This is a genomic window from Bacillus cereus group sp. N31 (assembly GCF_016483245.1).
GTDB classification, from domain to species: domain Bacteria; phylum Bacillota; class Bacilli; order Bacillales; family Bacillaceae_G; genus Bacillus_A; species Bacillus_A toyonensis.
This window is the reverse complement of the sequence record NZ_JAEHCH010000012.1, coordinates 145,473-162,955: the sequence shown is the minus strand read 5'-3', so window position 1 is coordinate 162,955 and position 17,483 is coordinate 145,473. Positions and strand designations below refer to the sequence as shown.

Sequence of the window (17,483 nt, the reverse complement as noted above, 5' to 3'; positions counted from 1 at the left end):
AAGACCAGTATCAAGTGGAAGTAGCCCGGCACCAGTAGAAACGCCAAGATCAGTACCAAGTGGAGGAAGCCCGGCACCAGTGGAAACACCAAGATCAGTACCAAGTGGAGGAAGCCCGGCACCAGCCGACATCGTAACGGTGACACATAGTAGTCCAATTATTCCTTATGAGAGTGATAAAGAAGTGGCCGCAAGTAGAAGTCAAGAAACACGGACATTAGGACAATATACAACTGATAAAGTTAAAAATACAACATCATCCGTGAAACAAAAGGTAAGAGGAGTACAAGAACGCATTCATAATTCTGAAACGGTACAAAATACAAAGCGTTTTTATCAGATGGGGCAAAACACGGGTAAAAGTTGGAGAGATATTGTAAACAAAAATAAAAAGAATACAGATAAAAAATAAGCGTACGATTACGCTTATTTTTTATTGTCGAAAAGGAGGGAATCCCGATGAGAAGCTATCGGATTCCGAAGGAAATCAGTACAGAATTACGGATTAATAAAGTGCTTTATTTAATCGATTTCTTTTTATTAATTGGCTTATTAGTTGTAACGATGATTCTTAGGAATTTTGTACATGATTCCTTTCAATTACCATTTGTTATTTTCATGGCAGTTATTGCAATTATCATGATTTGGCGGCCAAGTACGAATCCTCAAAAACGAATGTATGAAGTATTGATTATTACATTGCTAAGAAGAAAAGGTGCATATTGCGCCATTGATAACGATCAATAAGGGAGGGATCACATATGGCGTTATTCAGCGAAAAAGATGTAGAGAAAGAAGAACCAAAACAACTAGAAAGACCAAAGATAAATGCATTTCGATTTAACGAAAAAAATGTAAAAGAATCACTTTCTGAACCAAAAGAAATTGTGAAGGTGGTACCCGACAAAAAGAAAGAAGAAAAACCAAAGGTAGAACCAAAAGTAAAAAAACAGAAGAAAGAAAAGCCAAAGAAAGACACTTCGAAAAAGAAAAATCCAAAACTTTTAGGTTTTTTATCTAAAAAAAAGAAAGAATCACCACCAAAGGTAAAGAAAAGTATTGCAGAAATTATGCAAATTGTAGACATGACAGAGGATGGCATATTTGAACTAAAAAATGAGGAGTTTTTAGAAATTCTTCAAGTGGAAGGTGATGATATGTTCTCTAAGAATAGCGACGAGCAAGCATTTGTTATTTTCTCACATGCTTATTTTTATCAAGCCTACAAACAGTCCATTAAACTCGTTTTTTTAAATTTCCCATGTCAAACAACTGAACAACAACGTTATATAGAGAAGAAAATTAAAGAATGTACTAGTCCTTTGTATGAACGGATTTTAAATCAAAAGTTAAAAGAACTGCAGTTTTTAGAATGGGGCAGAACCAATCGAGAAGCCTTCTTATTTATTTACGGAGAAACGGAATTAATCGTAAAAGAACGTGTAGATGCAGCAAAAAGATATATCAAGCGCTCTACTGAACTATTAGAGGTGGATGAAGAGAAAAAGTTAGAGCTTATGTTTAAATTGTTCAATCAAAATGCAAAATTAGGAACGAAAAATATATGGTAGTAAGGGGGAAACAATATGTTTGCGTTCAAAAGTAAAAAAACCAAAAAGGAAAAACAAGAAGAACTAAAAAAGAAGAAAGGTTACAACCCTTATTTAGTGGCTAGAGTTCAGCCACAAGGGGGAATTAGTTTTAAAGAAAGTTATTTTCAAACAGGTGATGGATTAGGTACTTGTGTTCATGTTTTTGACTTTCCAACAGAGGTAAATGATTTTTGGTTAGAACAAATTATGAATATGCCAAATGTGATCACAACATTAGATGTCATGAGTGATGACCGAAAAGAAGTTGTTGAATCAATTAATAAATCCATGAGTGAACAAAGTGTCCGACATGATACAGCAAAGGATAATATAGATCGGATTGATGCGAAAAATGAATTTTTAGAGTTGGAAGCTCTCTATACGGATTTGAAACAAGGTGAGGTCATGAAACGTATTCATATCCGTATCTATGTTTCCGCTAGAACGTTAGATGAGTTAGAAAAACAAGTAAAAGAAATCATGGAAACATTAGAGTCTTATAACTTTCGTGGAGCTGTTTTTTTAAATGAACAAGAGTATGAGTGGGATGCACTCGTAACGAGCTTTGATACACAAAAAAATTATGTGAACCGAAGAAAAGGGAAAGAAATTCCGGCAGTCAGTTTGGCTGGTGGGTGTCCGTTTCATTATTCTTATTTGCACGATCCATACGGTACGTATTATGGAACAACGAAAACAAAAGGAAATGTTATTTTTGATATTTTTCATAAAGACGAACAAAGAAAGTTTTATAACGGTGTAATGATTGGAAAGCCTGGTGCTGGAAAATCAACATTACTAAAAAAGAAATCAGTAGACTATGCAAGTAAAGGTCATTTTATTCGTATTTTTGATATTGTAGGTGAATTTGAGGAAACAGTACGTGATCTGAACGGGAAAACAATTGCATTAGATGGTTCACAAGGTCAAATTAACCCACTTCAAGTATATAAGACAGCCGAACTTGAAGAAGTTAGCTTCACTCAACATTTATCTAAATTGACAATTTTTTATCGATTCATTGCGCCAGAAGCAAAAGATGATGAAATTAAAGAATATGAAAATTTACTTCGTAAATTATATATTCGAATGGGATTATGGAATGACGAAAAAGGAGCGGAAAATGAAATTACAACAAGAAAACCAAATGAGTATCCCATTTTCTCAAACTTTTTATCTTTTGTTCGTGATGAATTATATGAGAATGTAAAAAGTAGAAAACACCATGAGAATTTAGGAGAAAGCAGAAAACATCGTTTAGAGTTGATTGAATTAAATCTTGTAAATTTAGTAGAAGCATATGCACAATTATTTGATGGTCATTCCACTATTGAAAACTTTAAAAAAGAACAAGTTGTATCGTTTTCCTTACGAAACATTTCAAATTTTAAACCGGAAGTATTCCAAGCGCAAATTTTTAATGTTTTTAATTTAATATGGGATGAAATGATATCCAATGGTGCGCCACAATTAGAGGCATATACTAAACAACAACTTGCTTTTGAAGATGTAATTCGTTATTTCATTATTATTGACGAGGCGCATCATATAGTAAACACGAAAAAAGAAAGCGCTCATGCTCTACAATTTTTAACGAAATTTAGCCGAGAAGATCGAAAATATTTTGCAGGGCTTTTATATGCAAGTCACACGATTCGGGATTTTGTACCGGAAGGATCTTCACAAGAAATGATTGATGAAATTAAAAAACTATTTGAACTTACACAGTACAAATTTATCATGCAGCAGGATAATAACAGTTTAGATATGTTACGAAAAGTATTTGCAGGACAGTTAAGTGAAAGTGAGATTGCAGCGATTCCACATTTACCAACAGGGGATGTCATTTTAAGTATTGGGGCTGTAAAAAACATTCACTTCCATGTAGAAGTAACGGACGAAGAATTGATGTTATTCGGGGGAGGTGCTTAATACCATGCATCTAGTTTTAAAGGTTATACCAAAGAAATGGCTCATCACTTTAGCGCTACTTGTGATGGGTCTTTTTTCTTTTCTTTTACTTGGAGTTATGAGTATTTTTATTGCGGCAATGGGTGGCGAAAGTGGAACAGACGCAGGTGATATAACGTATACAGGTGAAGGGCAAGTCATGAATGTTTCGCCGGAAGTTTTGAAATGGGAGCCTACGATTCGAAAACATGCTAAAGCTTTTGGCGTGGAACCGTTTGTCGCTTTAATGCTTGCTCAAATGATGCAGGAAAGCGGAGGTCGAGGTAGCGATCCGATGCAATCATCAGAGGGTGCTTTTAATACGAAATATTGTAAATCACCAAACTGTATTACAGATCCGGATTACAGTATTTGGGCAGGTGTACAGGAGTTTAAACATGCGATAGAAAGAGCCGGAGTAACGAGTCCTGGAGACATGGATCATATCAAAACAGCCCTCCAAGCTTACAATTTCGGGACAGGATTTTTCGATTTTATTGGTGCAAATGGTGGTAAATATACCAAAGAACTAGCAATTAAATTTTCACAACAACAATATCAAAAAGTGAAACATACGGGTATGTATCGTTGTGTAAGGCCAGAGATGATACCCTACTCCGCGTGCTACGGGGACGCGCTTTATGTTGATGCCGTTTTGAAGTATTATCAGCCGGGTTCTGTCGTTTCTGGTGGAGGAGGAAATCCAGGAAGTGGAGGAAGTAGCGGTTCTAAAGTTGCCGATGTAGGTCGCCAATGGATAGGGCGTTCTACCTATGTATTTGGTGGAGGGCGTAACACCAATGACATTGCAAGAGGGATTTTTGATTGTAGTAGTTTTGTACGCTGGGCATTCGAACAAGTAGGGGTGTATACCAGTCCGATAGGAGCTGTAAGTACGGAAACATTAAATAGAATCGGTACAAAAGTATCAGCAAATGATATGAAACCAGGTGACGTTATTTTCTTTGATACCTACAAACATGACGGACACGTTGGCATTGTAATTGATAAAAATACTTTCATTGGATGCCAAACGAATAAAGGTGTTTCTATTGAAGATTTAAATGATCCGTATTGGCAAAAAGTCTTTTCTGGTCATGTAAGAAGGTTCTAAAAACCGAAAGAATAGGAGACTGAAAGAATGAAAGATAAACGAAAATCTTTGTTTATTGTGTTTGTCATTTTAGTTGTAGGTGTGACAGCTTTTAATATCTATTTGAGCAAAAAGTCAATGAGTGATGGCAAAGAAAAGCAGTTAAAACTTTCAAATGAATTACTAACAAAGCAAAATGAAGACTTAAAAAAACGATTGGATAAGGTGCTTCCTTCCGCACAAGAACAACAAAGAAGGGCTTACTTATCGACAGCCGAAACGTTTATCCAATTATCATTTCATCGAGAAAAAGAAGGCTACAGTGAACGAAAAGAAAAAGCAAAGTCCATTATGAGTGAAGAACTTTTACAACAATTTTATCCAACAGATAAATACGAATTAGGAGATACGTATAAAACAAAACCAATAGAAATGAAGTTGTATTTACAAGAAAATGAACCCGATAAAGAGGAGGTAAATGTACTAGCTGAATTTATAAATGTCACAACAGATTCAATGCAAAATCGAGAAGAAAAAGTAAACAATGTGTTGCGAATCATCATGAAAAAAGATAAGGAAACATGGCGAGTTACAAGTGTGGAAGAGTTAAGTATGAAAGTTTTATAACGAAAAAGGTGGGGTGAGAGTGTGATAGGTACAATTGGTAAGAAGAGTGAAAGAATTAATCTAAGAAAAAATAAGTCGTGGATCTACTTAACAATTATCAGCTTTCTATTTTTGGGTTTTTTCGCTTTCTTGACATCTAAAATTTACATGCCAAACGATGAAAAACTATTTCATACAGAGACAAATAAAGTAATTAAGTTGTCGGGTATGGGGAAATTGATTGTAGAGAAAAGGGAATACAATCCACACAAAAACTTTATACAAATTTACTTTCGATTAGAAGGATATGAAGAAACAGGCTATACATTTAAAGCACAGCAAAAAGCAAATCCAGGTGTTCAGTTACCTGTCAAAGTATTGTATGAAGAGAACGGAAAATATGTTGTAGAAGTAAAAGAGTTATCTCCGAATTGGGGAGCGTTAGCTTTCGATATTTACAATAAAAACGGTGAAAAAGAACAAATGGATATTCGTAAATTCACACAAGAGGTTAATGAATATGAAGAAGAAAATGCAGCAACAAAAAGTCCGAATAAATTAGTTCAGACAATTTTTACCGATCAAAGAAAAACAAAAGCAAATGACGAATTGTTAGCTGAAGATAAAAAAACATATGAGCTAGATTTTATAGAAAGAGACAAAAAAGATATTGAAACAAAGATAAAAAATTACGAAAAAGCAATCAAACTGGAAGAAGAAAATGCGAAGACAGTTTATGAAAAAGTAAAAGAATTACAAGATGAAATGAAGTATCAAACGGAAGCAGAAAAAACGGAAACACAATCAAAAATAGCATCCTTAGAATCTAAAATAAAATCATCAGATAAGAACGTGGAATTGTTTAAAGGAGAACAAAAAATTGCACGAGATAAGATCAAAAAATTAGAGCAAAAGGTACAAGAAATTAATAAAAAGTGAAAAAAGTCATGTCGTCAGTGAGTGCTCACCAGTGAAATTTGAGTACTCATTGAGTGCTCATTTGGTCATTTTTGTATCGTCAGTGAGTACTCATCAGTTTAATTTGTGTCATCAGTGAGTACTCACCTTGCAGGTTTTCTTGTTCCCATCGTTTTGCTAGGCTCCGCCTAGCTTCACACCTTAGGTGGGAACAAAAACCCCTTATGCTCTTCTCACTATTTTTTGATCTCTACCCAGATTTGCAGAAAGGAGAGGGAAAAGTGGAAATTAGAATTAGAGAAGTAGATCCAATTGCCGTAAAGAAAATAGATGAAATTGCAAAGAGGAAAGGATTATCCCGGCAGAAATTTTTGAAAGACCAAATTGAAATGTTGGCATTTTTTCAGCAACAAAATAAAAGGGAAATGGAGTTAGAAAATCTTATTGAAAAGAACATCCATATGATGAGTGATTGTTATAGCGCAATGGAAAAAATGAATGAGTTTATTCAAATGATGATGCAGGATATTGAAAATGAGTAATGCTGTTCCTGTTCAGTCTTCGGTCACACCAGGTGTTGTTTTAAAAACGAAATTTGTGTTGCCAAGTTCAGATGCTTTTCAGAACTATATTGATTATGTAGATCGGGAGGAAGCGAAAAGTGAAGTAAAGCTAAATCCGAAAATGTTCGAAACGTATCAAGACTATATGGGGAATGCAGAAAAGACATCGGCACTATTTACGGAACACGCAAATCGTTTAACAGAAAGTGAAAAAAAGTCCTTAAAGGAAATGTTTAAAACGGCTCATGAGAATGGAAGTATCATGTGGCAAGATGTCATTTCTTTTCATAATCACTGGTTAGAGAAACAAGGGATTTATGATGAGAAAACAAAAACATTGGATGAAAAAAAGTTAATGGATGTAACGCGGCTTGCGATGAAGGAAATGCAAAAAAGAGAGGGGTTGGAAAAAAGCTCTATCTGGTCGGCAGCCATTCACTTTAATACGGATAATATTCATATTCATGTGGCAACTGTTGAACCATTTCCAACGAGAGAACGTGGTAAAAGAAAACCAAAAACATTAGATGCGATGAAGGGTAAAGTCGTAAATAATTTGTTGAATCGCAAGCAGGAACAAAAACAAATTAATGATCTGATTCGAAACAATATGGTGGGAAGGAAAAAAGAAGATTCCGTTTTTGATTGGCGTAATCAACATTTGAAACCATTGTTTTTACAAATCTATAAACAGTTACCAAGTGATAAAAGACAGTGGCAATATAGCTACAATACGATTCAACCATTAAAGCCGCAAATTGATGAATTAAGCAGTCGGTATATTCAACACCATCATAAAAAAGATTACGATCAGTTTCTTCAAAAGTTAGATAAAGAAGTGCAAGTTTTTAAAGAAGCATATGGGGAAGGAAAGTATGATAAGAAGCAATATGAAAATTACAAGACGAATAAAATCAGTGATCTGTATAAAAGAATGGGTAACGCTTTTTTACAAGAAATGAAGGCATATGATAAAGAACAAAAGAGAATCCATCACATGAAAAAATCAAAGCCTTTTCAAAAATTTCAACAGAATGTATCTATTCAGTATTCTATGAGAAAGGTGGAGCGTGCTTTTAAAAGTGAATATGAAAGTTGGAAGAACCAAAAGTATTATGAGCGCATGCAAAAAGAAAGTGCATACCAAAATGAGAGGGGTTATTAAATGAGTACAATTAGAAGACAGGTAACGATGGATCAAGAGACAGAGGATTATATAAATGATTACATGGAGGAACATGGAATTCGATATACAGGGGAAGCAATGGGAAGAATTTGCAAGGAGCATGAAGCGGCAAAGAATACAGAATGGTCGTTAAATTATGTAACGGAAGTGGTATCAAAAAACTTACATGATGTGTTAAAAAGTGAGCTAACAAAAATTCGTCTTGGTGCAAATAGTGCGGATAGAAATACGCAAATTTTAATTGAGTTATTAAATGGTTATTTCTTTTTAGAGGGCGTAGATAGCCTTATTACGACTGATAAACAAGAGATGGGAAGTGTGAAGATAGCAAAAGAAGTTGTAGCGGAACGGATTAGTCATGCAAGACAAAAACGTATAGATCACGAGGCATCAAAGAACAATGTAACGTAAGCTACATTGTTCTTTTTATAAAAAAATAGGAGGTTATTTAGATGTTATTATTTCATGAAGATATCGCATTAGGAGTCATTAAAGAGGTTGGGGAAGGTGAACTCGTTTTACTTGTAAAAGAGGAAGAACTAACAATTAAAATTACACGAGAACAAGAGGAAGAACTTGCAGTCCATGTTATGAATCAAGAGAATATGTTAGTTCCGGTTAACGTAAAAACACATGCACTTTTCTTTGATACAACGGAAAGATGGAATGAAGAAGACATGGAAGAATTGCAAAAAGCGAGTGAAAGTGTAGGAGAAGATCATGAGTAAAAGTTATAAGAAAAAGTATCAAACGAAATCACCAGAAGAAAAGAAAGAAGCGGTGCAAGCTTTAACAAAAAAGATGGAAAAAAGCGTAGAAGGTTATTTTCGTACACCGGGAGATTTAAAAGAGTATCTAACGTTTATGGCAAAGTTTTATCACTATTCACCATCTAATATTTCATTAATACAGAGTCAATTCCAGGGAGCCAGTGCAGTTGGTTCCTTTTCTTTTTGGAAAGAAAAAGGATTTCCGGTTAAGAAGGGTGAGAAAGGAATAAAAATCCTTGTTCCAAACCGAACTGTAGCAAAATTTAAGGACAAAGAAGGCACTTGGAAAACAGTAACTAAAGCAAATGAGGAAGAGAAGAAACAAATTGAATCTAAAAGCGTAGAAGTGATGCCTGGTCGCTTATATTTTGCTATGGGCCATGTGTTCGATGTGTCGCAAACAAACGCAAAAGCGGAAGATCTACCTCGTATTTTTCCGAATCGTTGGCTAGAAGGGAGCGTTACAGATTACCAGAGTTTGTATAAAGGAATGGAAGCCATTGCGGAAAAGAACGGTGTGAAAATCATTGCGCCCAAAGCGGAGCTGGGTGTTTCAAAAGGCGTGAGCTATACCCTAACAAAAGAGGTTGCTTTGAATCCTAGAAACAGTGAATTACAAAATGTTAAAACACTTCTTCATGAATTGGCACATGCCAAACTTCATACAGCAGAGACACATATGAATTACACAGCACCAGAAAAAGAGTTTCAAGCAGAAATGACAGCTTACGCCGTTTCTTCTTATTTTGGAATTGATACAAGCGAATATTCATTAGGATATTTAGCGAGCTGGACACAAGGAAAAGAAATGAAAGATAAAACCAAGTTGTTGAAAGAAGTACATGAAACTTCGATTGAATTTATTGAGACAATTGAAAACACATTAGAAAAGGAAAAAGAACAAATAAATGAAAAAGAGGTGGAAAGTATGGCGAATCAAAATGAAAAACAGGACGAAAAAAATATTTTATTGGTCGAATTTATGAGTTTAAGTAACACGACACAAGAGCTTGTTTCTGTTGCAGAGTTAAGGGAACAAGCGGATAGAAACAGAGCGTTTGAGCCCGTAGAAGGCGCAGAAAAATTGAGTGATAAAGAATTTATTGATGCATTTAACGAAGCGAATCAAGAAAAGTATGCAGCGCTAAATCAAAATGAAATAAATCGTCCAACTATGTTAGTTCAGTGGAACGAAAACGAAAATTTTAAGGGTAGTCAGTTGATTCCATTTGGAGAGGCCAATGAAAAAATGGCTGAAGTCATTAAAAATATTGAAAAAGCAAAAGAGGAAGCAAGAGAAAGAGATGAATACGTACCATATGATAAAACCCGTTATCATATTGCCATTCCAAAAGAAGTAGATAGAGATTTTGGGAGAATGGAGCTTGTGAGTATGGATCGTTTGGATATGGGGGATGGGGACTACAAGACACCGTATGAACAAGTATTAAACGAGAAAAGGTATTTATCGGATGAAGTAAAACAAGCGTTACGAGATGAAGTGATGAATTATAGACATAACAAAGAAATACCGATGGAAAAAGCACAAGAAAATCCATTAGAAAAACCGAAAGAGACACCCAATCACTTAGTTACAATTGAAGTATTAGCAAACAGTATACAAGATGAAGAGCTTGCAAGAATCCACATGATGGATGCCGTTACGAAAGATATCAGTTATTTGTCTGTATGGAATCAAGATAAAACAGATCGGGACAATTTATATGTTTCCCTCATGGAAAAGAACGGGAAACGAGAAAATATCTATTTAGATAACATTTTGAAACCAGATTTATATGAAAAGGTTCAAAGTTCTATCTTTGATGGAAGAGGGAATTTGTCATTTGTTGTTTATGAAAAAGATGCAAATATGAGTCTAGATGAAATCGTAAAAGATGAACGATATGGACTCTTAGTTGATAAAGCGGAGGCACAAAAAGATTACTCATTTAATGAAAAAGAAGTGGAATTATATAAAGAAATGAAGACAGATGGATATGCACCTATTGCTTCTCTAGATCAACAAATTCAACCTTCAAAAGAAAAGGAGCCAACTACGTTAGATAAGGATTTAAGCCGAAAATTCGAAGCATACAGACGTTCACAATATGAAGAAACACTAGATAATATTGATAGTATTGTCACTCGTGTAAAAGCTGAAGAACGGTATTATACAACGAAATATGTTTCGATTGATAATGAGCTAGTAAGCCAGGAACACGTTGTGAAATTAGAAAACCAAGTGGATGAGAAGCTTGGGAAAGAAGGAATAACGATGAATCAGTCTACAACTTCAAAGGAAATGGAGTTTGATAAAAAATTTCAGCCATTGAACGGAAAACAAATGAACAACAAGGAAAAAGAAAAGGAGCGAGAGCCTATTGATCCAGGTAATGTAGACCAGTCAAGGGTTACAAAGAAATCAAGTAGAAAAAAGGAAACAATGGAAATGGAACGATGAAAAATTTTATAACAGGAACACCAGATTAAATCATTTTTTGTTACTCAATTGAGAAAACGGAAAGTGATTTTTTTATATCCAGAAATGAAAGAGGGTAAAAGAAAAGCCCTCTTTCTTGTTTATAGAACGAAAGGAGTGAATGTCATGAATGTATGGCTGTTTGCGGGCTGTATGTTCCTTGTAGCTGTCTTTTTGAACACATTGCTATTATTTTGGTCGCAAAATAATGAAAAAGCACAGAAATAAAAAATGGAAGCGTAAAACGGAAATTGTAGATTAATAGGAGGTAATACGTATGGGGAAAACATTATTTATTGCTGAAAAGCCTAAGGTGGCTGTTGAATTATTAAAATCACCAAGATTTAGAAACTCGCAAAAGCATCCAGGAAGCAAGCCGTATTATGGCTACTATGAAAATGAAAATTACATTATTAGTTGGTGCCGGGGGCATTTATTAGAACTAAAACATCCAGAGGAGATGGACGAGAGGTACAAAGAATTTAAATTTGATCACTTACCCATTATTTTAGAGCCGGAATATAAAGAGAAATCGGATAGTCTCGAACAAATTCAAATATTGGTTAAGTTGTTAAATCGTCCCGATGTGGATCATGTGGTCAACTCCTGTGATGCAGATAGAGAGGGTGAGCTTATCTATCGAGAAATAGTTGAACATGCAGGTGTGAACAAGCGACAGTCTCGTCTTTTTATCTCTTCTTATGAAGCCGCAGAATTAGAGGGAGCATTGAATCGATTGGAACCAGGAACAGACTATGACGGACTTGCTCAATCCGCTAAAGCGAGGCAGTACCTCGATTATATTCTAGGGATTAATGTTACAAGGGGCTGTACATCCAAACTAGCAAAAAATCAATTTTTATTGGCTTCTGGTCGTGTTCAAATGTGTATCTTGAATGAGATCCGTCAGAGAGAAATCGCTATCCAAAATTATAAAGAACAAACCTATTACAATTTAAAGCTACTAACGGAAAACGGTTTATCACCAGTAATGAAAACAGAAGAGCAACTGATAGATCCATCGCCACTACAAAAGCTTGGAGATAGCTTGAAAGAAACGAATGTAATCGTAACGGAATTTAAAGAGAGTACGAGAAAAAAGAAACCAAAATTATTATATAACTTAACGGATATCTACAAAGATGCTCACGCCCAACTGAAGATAAATGCGGAAACAGCAAAAAAACATATTCAGAGTTTGTATGAAGAAGGCTTTATCACATATCCTCGTTCTTCATCTAGGCACTTACCTACAGAACAAGTGGAACGAGTGAAAGAAGTAATGGGAGCATTAGAAAAAAGCTCCTATGCAAATCTCGTACAACAAGTAATTCCATCTTCTATTACAAAGAAACATTCTACTTTTAATGATGAATTAGTAAGTAGTCACTTTGCCATCATCCCAACAACAAAATTATATGTCGGGACCAACCGAAATCCATTAGAAAAACAGTTATATGACTTAATTGTAAAACGATTTATTGGGAACTTTATGAAACCAGCAATCTACCTGGTAAGAGAAGTACATTTTATAGATCAAGAGGGTATCACATACAGTACAAAAGAAAAGATCCTACAAGAGAAAGGGTTTCTAAGTGTGTTTCAAGAGGATATAGAAGAGGGATCAGTTGAAGCGTTTCAGATACCTATTTTACGAGAAGGAGATTCTTTCAGAATCGTTCAGTATGACTTGATTGAGTCTCGAACAAAGAAACCAGCCTTTCATACGGAAAGTTCCATTTTAACCTTTATGGAGACGGCAGGGCGTAAATTAGATGATGAACATTTGAAAGAACTTATGAAAGGAAAACGGATTGGGACGGTCGCAACGGAAGAAACGTTTATTCCGAAATTGTTAGAGCGAAGCTATATTGATGTTACCAACAGTCAGATTCGAACCACTAATATTGGTCGTGCGTTTATAGATGCTTTTCCGGTAGATGAAATCAAAAATCCAGCTTATACGGCTGAAATGGAAGGGATGATCTACATGATCGAAAAAAAAGAAATGAAATATGAGGAATTTGTAGAGAAAACAAATACGTTTGTAAGAGACACGGTGGAACAATTAGGCGCAATGGATGATAAGGTGTCGGATAGCATTATTAATACTTGGAATCAGCAGATTGAGGTGTGCAAATGCCCTTGTAGAAAGGGAAAAATCCTTCATAAAGGAAACTTTTACGGGTGCAGTAATTATCCGGAATGTGAAATCTCCTTACCGAAAAAAATTAAAGAAAAAGCGATTCCGGAAGCGCAAGCGAAAAAGCTGTTTGAAGATAAGAAAACAGACCTTTTAAAAGGATTTAAGTCCAATGAGAAGGAGTTTTCCGCTTATCTAGTGTTACATGAAGGGAAAGTAAAATTTCAGTTCCCAACACAAGAGGAGCTGTCATTTGGTAAATGTCCAAAATGTAAAAAAGGGGATATGCTTCATCGTAAAACATTTTATGGATGCACGGAGCATAAAAATGGATGTGATTTTATGTTACCAGCCAAGATGAAAGGGAAAGCGATCCCTGGTAATCAGATGAAAAAGCTAATTCAGTATAAAACAACGGATTTTATAAACGGCTTTCAAGGAGAAAAGGGAGAATTTACAGCAGCTATCTATATGGAAGCGGACGGGAGTTTGAAATTCCGTTTTCCAACGACTGAAGATCGTACTATTGGAAAATGTCCATTATGTAAAAGTAGAGTTCTTATAGGGAAAAGTAATTACTTATGTGAGAAATACAAAAAAGGTTGTGATTTTATTATTTTTGGTACATTCTCTGGTAAAAATTTAAGTAGTAACCATGTTAAAAAGTTATTAGAAAAGAATGTAACGGATCAGATTAAAGGGTTTATCTCGAACAAAAACGGGAAAAAATTTGACGCTCGTTTATCATACAGCGTACAGGAGAAGAGACTAAAATTCTTATTCGGCAAATAAAAATGAAATGTATCAACTATAAGTAGCAAAAGAGGACTAGGAATCGGAATAGTCCTCTTTTTTATTTCATTTTATAGAGTAAAGGGGGGATTCCGTAATGGCACGTGTCAGTACGGAGGATGCGATGAAAGCAAGAAAAGTAGACCTGATTTCATATCTGGAAGCAAAAGGAGAAACGTTTAAGAAAGAAGGGAACTATTATCGTCATACGGAGCATGACAGTCTCATTATTAAAGGGAATCAATACGCCTGGAATAGTCGTGGGGAAAAAGGATATGGGGCGATTAGCTTTGCCATGATGTACTATGACATGACATTTCCACAAGCTGTGATGGACATTCAGAAAGGGGAATACAAAGAGTTTGATCGTTCAAAAGCTGAAGAAGAACGCAAAAAAGAGCAGCAGCCTTTTAGTTATCCAAAACATTTAGAGGTACCGAAACAGACAGAAATCAAGCAATACCTAATTGATGAAAGAAAAATTGATCCTCGTTTAGTGAATTGGCTGATTAAAAAGGATCTCATCGCCCAGGATAAGAAAAATAACGTGGTATTCAAATGGAGGGAAGAAGGTGGCAAAGGGCAAGTCATTGGAATGAATCGTCAAGGTACGGTCAAAATGGAGAATAAAAGGGGTAGCTTTAAGCAAATCGTCCCAAATTATGAAAAAATCAATGCCGGTTTTACGGTTGATGTAGGTAAACCGGATAAGATTTATTTTTATGAAGATCCAATCGACATGTTATCTCATTGGAGTATCAAGCAAAATAAAATACAAAATGCTCGCCTGGTTTCTATGCATGGATTGAAGTCAAAAACAGTGATTCAATCTTTAATGGATGCGAAAAAAGAAGGGCACGATATTAAAGAGGTCATTATGGCGGTTGATAACGATAAGGCCGGGAAAGACTTCATTCAGACGATGAGATGCTTTGTAGATCTTAAAGAGGATATACCAATGAATGAAAAAGATTGGAACGATGTCCGGAAGAAACAAGTGAGTGAGCAACAGGCAGAAGAAACAGCCCAACCAAAGAAAATGAAACCAATTAAAGAGGTGGAGAGAAGTGTCTAATCTACCCCAAATGCCAAACATACTACTGATTTTGATTTGTGGTTTTATCCTTTATGTTCTTTTTCGTATTTGTAAGTTTATGTACCGAAAGATCCAGGAGCGTAGAATGCTGAAGCGAATGGCGAGGTCTGGTATTCGCTATATAGATAAAATGGACGGACATCAATTCGAAGTGTATCTGAAGGCCCTCTTTCGAGAGCTTGGTTATTCCCCAATGGTCACAAAGCAGTCAAATGATTTCGGTGCAGATCTTGTATTAAAGGGGAAAAATCGTATTGTAATTCAGGCCAAACGATACGGGATGAAAAATAGAGTTGGCATCAGTGCCGTCCAAGAGATATATGCAGCACAGGCCTATTACAAAGCACACGAGGGCTGGGTTGTAACAAACAATGTATATACAAGACAGGCGAAAGAATTAGCGGAGGCATGTCATGTAAAACTTATAGATCGTGTAGAACTTCAGAAATTGATTAATAAAATCAATCCCGAATATTCGGCTGAAGATGTGTATCAAGGGGTAAAACCTGCAGAACGGAAATGTCCCACATGTAAACATGATTTAGTCGTTCGTAATTCAAATAAAACAGGTAATAAGTTTTTTGGCTGTTCTCAATATCCTACATGTACACATACAGAACCAATTCATACATGAGCTGTGATGAAAATCCGGCTCTTTTGTTATTTTTAGGAATTAACTTTTAAAAAATCATACTCGCATCAAAAAAATAGCTTCACAGATTTCAATATAACAAATGTTTTAAGGGGTTAATTTTCTTGAAGTATAAAAAGGGAATAGGGGGAAAAGGATATGAAAATTGGTACATCCGAATGGTTTTCTCTTAGTAACGATATTAAGCTGAAGTTGATCCTTTTGGCTGTCATAGATAGTAAATATAAACAAGCAAAATAAAAACCCTTCATTTGCTTAACAGCAAACAAAGGGCATAGTTAATGAGTGACTGAAGTAGAAGGAAATCTCGTCCATTTCCTTCTTTATTTATCGTAACATAAATTGACCTTTTACTTATATATGTTCCATCTACTCTCCATGAGTTATTCGTTTATTTAAGATAACGTCGAATTTATTCATCAAATTCCGGCCCATATTGATGTATCTATCGCATAATAGTTGTATGAGCCAGGGATAGCCCTAATTACTCCATCATTTCCATCGATCATTAAATTTAGATATGGTGGTTTATTTTTGCATCACTAATGTATCCTTTTCAGATCCAATGACATTTACTTTATAAGGATGGTTTGTCAGGATATTCATTAATTGATTGGCCATATATTGAGGGGTGTAAACTAGGTCGTTTTTAAACCAATAAACCAGCATTCCTAAGATGGAATAGGCTGTATAATAAGAATTTATTTCATGATTAATATTATGGTTGGGATTTATTCGTACCGCTCTTAGATTTTTTAAAAAATGGTTATTGATTGTTTCACACAAATACTCTTGAAAACCTGAATACACATGCTTATTCAGCATTAATTGATAATAATAAACATTATTCCAAAAGTGCGTAAATAGCGCCATTGCCGCAGAAGACATTTCTTCAAATAGGATATCCTTGTCGTTTGGGTATGAGTCAACTAATGCTGTAATTAAGTCTTCCATCTTTTCTTGAACTATTTCTTCTAATAAATTTTCTTTGCTTTCGTAATGGGAATAGAATGTTCCTCTATTACAATCCGCTCTTTCTGTAATCTCCGTAATGGATATTGACTTTAAATCTTTTTCTTCCATTAATGAAAAAAGAGATTTTTTTAAAGCTATTTTCGATCGCTTAATTCTTCTGTCCGTTTTCGGATTATTTTTCATCAAATTCCTCTCCAATGTTCAATATTTCATAAAAAAAAGACATATAAAAATTATTTGGTTGATACTCAACAATACTAGATTTTTTGATTATGGTCAGACTCTGTTCTCAATACTATAATATAACTAACAATTGAACAAAAACAAACGATTGATTGATACTCAACAATTGTTTGTTTTTTGAAATTTCAAACAACAAAGAAAGGAAAGTACATGAGTACAAAAACGAATACTATCACTTTTACGAATTCTCGACCAATTAACAGATATAATTGAATCCAATCATATTACTACCTAAAGTAATGAACGCTTATAATTAGGGTTTTGTGACTGATTAACGAAAACATATCAAAAAAAGAGGTATACACAATGAATACAAAGCTAAAACGTCCAACTATAATGAAAACTTAATTGTTTGAAGACGTTAGAAAAAATGAAATCTTGTTTGGAAGTTTTATGGAGATCTGTGAGCTAATTGAAAGCAAAAA

The 17,483-nt window shown here is 34.9% G+C and carries 15 protein-coding genes and 1 pseudogene; 15 read left to right on the top strand and 1 reads right to left on the bottom strand.

From position 1 onward, the window contains the following. From JDS81_RS16570 to JDS81_RS16500, 15 genes and pseudogenes are all read left to right on the top strand, one after another. Positions 1-412: pseudogene (locus JDS81_RS16570) on the top strand (pLS20_p028 family conjugation system transmembrane protein); the annotation flags it as partial. A gap of 47 nt (positions 413-459) precedes the next feature. After that, entirely contained in the window at positions 460-747 is a 288-nt protein-coding gene (locus tag JDS81_RS16565) for a DUF5592 family protein (RefSeq protein WP_001258275.1), read from the top strand. A 14-nt stretch (positions 748-761) separates the two neighbouring features. Continuing rightward, complete coding sequence (locus tag JDS81_RS16560) at positions 762-1,571, top strand: hypothetical protein (RefSeq protein ID WP_097955042.1); 810 nt, start codon at positions 762-764, stop codon at positions 1,569-1,571. Positions 1,572-1,586: 15 nt separating this feature from the next. Then, positions 1,587-3,524 (top strand): VirB4 family type IV secretion system protein, encoded by a 1,938-nt coding sequence (locus JDS81_RS16555; protein ID WP_098145838.1) that lies wholly within the window; start codon positions 1,587-1,589, stop codon positions 3,522-3,524. Between the two features lie 4 nt (positions 3,525-3,528). Next, on the top strand, positions 3,529-4,656 hold the full coding sequence (locus JDS81_RS16550) for a bifunctional lytic transglycosylase/C40 family peptidase (protein WP_097955039.1): 1,128 nt from the start codon (positions 3,529-3,531) through the stop codon (positions 4,654-4,656). Between the two features lie 27 nt (positions 4,657-4,683). Next, positions 4,684-5,262, top strand: a complete 579-nt coding sequence (locus tag JDS81_RS16545) for a hypothetical protein (RefSeq protein ID WP_000653495.1) — start codon at positions 4,684-4,686, stop codon at positions 5,260-5,262. Between the two features lie 21 nt (positions 5,263-5,283). Next, on the top strand, positions 5,284-6,180 hold the full coding sequence (locus JDS81_RS16540) for a hypothetical protein (protein WP_097955038.1): 897 nt from the start codon (positions 5,284-5,286) through the stop codon (positions 6,178-6,180). 260 nt (positions 6,181-6,440) lie between these two features. Beyond that, positions 6,441-6,701: a hypothetical protein gene (locus JDS81_RS16535; RefSeq protein ID WP_087949414.1), complete on the top strand. Its 261-nt coding sequence runs from the start codon at positions 6,441-6,443 to the stop codon at positions 6,699-6,701. Further along, entirely contained in the window at positions 6,694-7,887 is a 1,194-nt protein-coding gene (gene mobP2 / locus JDS81_RS16530) for a MobP2 family relaxase (RefSeq protein ID WP_098145841.1), read from the top strand. The genes JDS81_RS16535 and mobP2 overlap by 8 nt, the downstream gene beginning before the upstream one ends. After that, positions 7,888-8,319, top strand: coding sequence for a hypothetical protein (locus JDS81_RS16525; RefSeq protein WP_098140073.1), 432 nt, complete (start codon positions 7,888-7,890; stop codon positions 8,317-8,319). A gap of 41 nt (positions 8,320-8,360) precedes the next feature. Further along, positions 8,361-8,636, top strand: a complete 276-nt coding sequence (locus JDS81_RS16520; protein ID WP_098145843.1) for a hypothetical protein — start codon at positions 8,361-8,363, stop codon at positions 8,634-8,636. Beyond that, on the top strand, positions 8,629-11,139 hold the full coding sequence (locus JDS81_RS16515) for an LPD25 domain-containing protein (protein ID WP_199688595.1): 2,511 nt from the start codon (positions 8,629-8,631) through the stop codon (positions 11,137-11,139). Before JDS81_RS16520 ends, JDS81_RS16515 begins: the two co-directional genes overlap by 8 nt. Positions 11,140-11,434: 295 nt before the next feature. Beyond that, positions 11,435-14,092, top strand: coding sequence for a type IA DNA topoisomerase (locus JDS81_RS16510; RefSeq protein WP_199688594.1), 2,658 nt, complete (start codon positions 11,435-11,437; stop codon positions 14,090-14,092). Positions 14,093-14,189: 97 nt separating this feature from the next. After that, a complete protein-coding gene (locus JDS81_RS16505; RefSeq protein ID WP_097955032.1) occupies positions 14,190-15,167 on the top strand; it encodes a DUF3991 and TOPRIM domain-containing protein in 978 nt (325 codons plus the stop codon). Next, on the top strand, positions 15,160-15,822 hold the full coding sequence (locus JDS81_RS16500; RefSeq protein WP_097887901.1) for a restriction endonuclease: 663 nt from the start codon (positions 15,160-15,162) through the stop codon (positions 15,820-15,822). Before JDS81_RS16505 ends, JDS81_RS16500 begins: the two co-directional genes overlap by 8 nt. Before the next feature lie 546 nt (positions 15,823-16,368). Here JDS81_RS16500 and JDS81_RS16495 read toward each other — a convergent pair. Further along, complete coding sequence (locus tag JDS81_RS16495; RefSeq protein ID WP_097887900.1) at positions 16,369-16,998, bottom strand: TetR/AcrR family transcriptional regulator; 630 nt, start codon at positions 16,996-16,998, stop codon at positions 16,369-16,371. Between the last annotated feature and the right edge of the window lie 485 nt (positions 16,999-17,483).

Bases quoted from the DNA above. Each gene is read 5' to 3' on its own strand.
- JDS81_RS16550 (WP_097955039.1), top strand. From the start codon at position 3,529: ATGCATCTAGTTTTAAAGGTTATACCAAAGAAATGGCTCATCACTTTA.
- JDS81_RS16505 (WP_097955032.1), top strand. From the start codon at position 14,190: ATGGCACGTGTCAGTACGGAGGATGCGATGAAAGCAAGAAAAGTAGAC.
- mobP2 (WP_098145841.1), top strand. From the start codon at position 6,694: ATGAGTAATGCTGTTCCTGTTCAGTCTTCGGTCACACCAGGTGTTGTT.
- JDS81_RS16510 (WP_199688594.1), top strand. From the start codon at position 11,435: ATGGGGAAAACATTATTTATTGCTGAAAAGCCTAAGGTGGCTGTTGAA.
- JDS81_RS16525 (WP_098140073.1), top strand. From the start codon at position 7,888: ATGAGTACAATTAGAAGACAGGTAACGATGGATCAAGAGACAGAGGAT.
- JDS81_RS16560 (WP_097955042.1), top strand. From the start codon at position 762: ATGGCGTTATTCAGCGAAAAAGATGTAGAGAAAGAAGAACCAAAACAA.
- JDS81_RS16555 (WP_098145838.1), top strand. From the start codon at position 1,587: ATGTTTGCGTTCAAAAGTAAAAAAACCAAAAAGGAAAAACAAGAAGAA.
- JDS81_RS16565 (WP_001258275.1), top strand. From the start codon at position 460: ATGAGAAGCTATCGGATTCCGAAGGAAATCAGTACAGAATTACGGATT.
- JDS81_RS16520 (WP_098145843.1), top strand. From the start codon at position 8,361: ATGTTATTATTTCATGAAGATATCGCATTAGGAGTCATTAAAGAGGTT.
- JDS81_RS16515 (WP_199688595.1), top strand. From the start codon at position 8,629: ATGAGTAAAAGTTATAAGAAAAAGTATCAAACGAAATCACCAGAAGAA.
- JDS81_RS16545 (WP_000653495.1), top strand. From the start codon at position 4,684: ATGAAAGATAAACGAAAATCTTTGTTTATTGTGTTTGTCATTTTAGTT.
- JDS81_RS16495 (WP_097887900.1), bottom strand. From the start codon at position 16,998: ATGAAAAATAATCCGAAAACGGACAGAAGAATTAAGCGATCGAAAATA.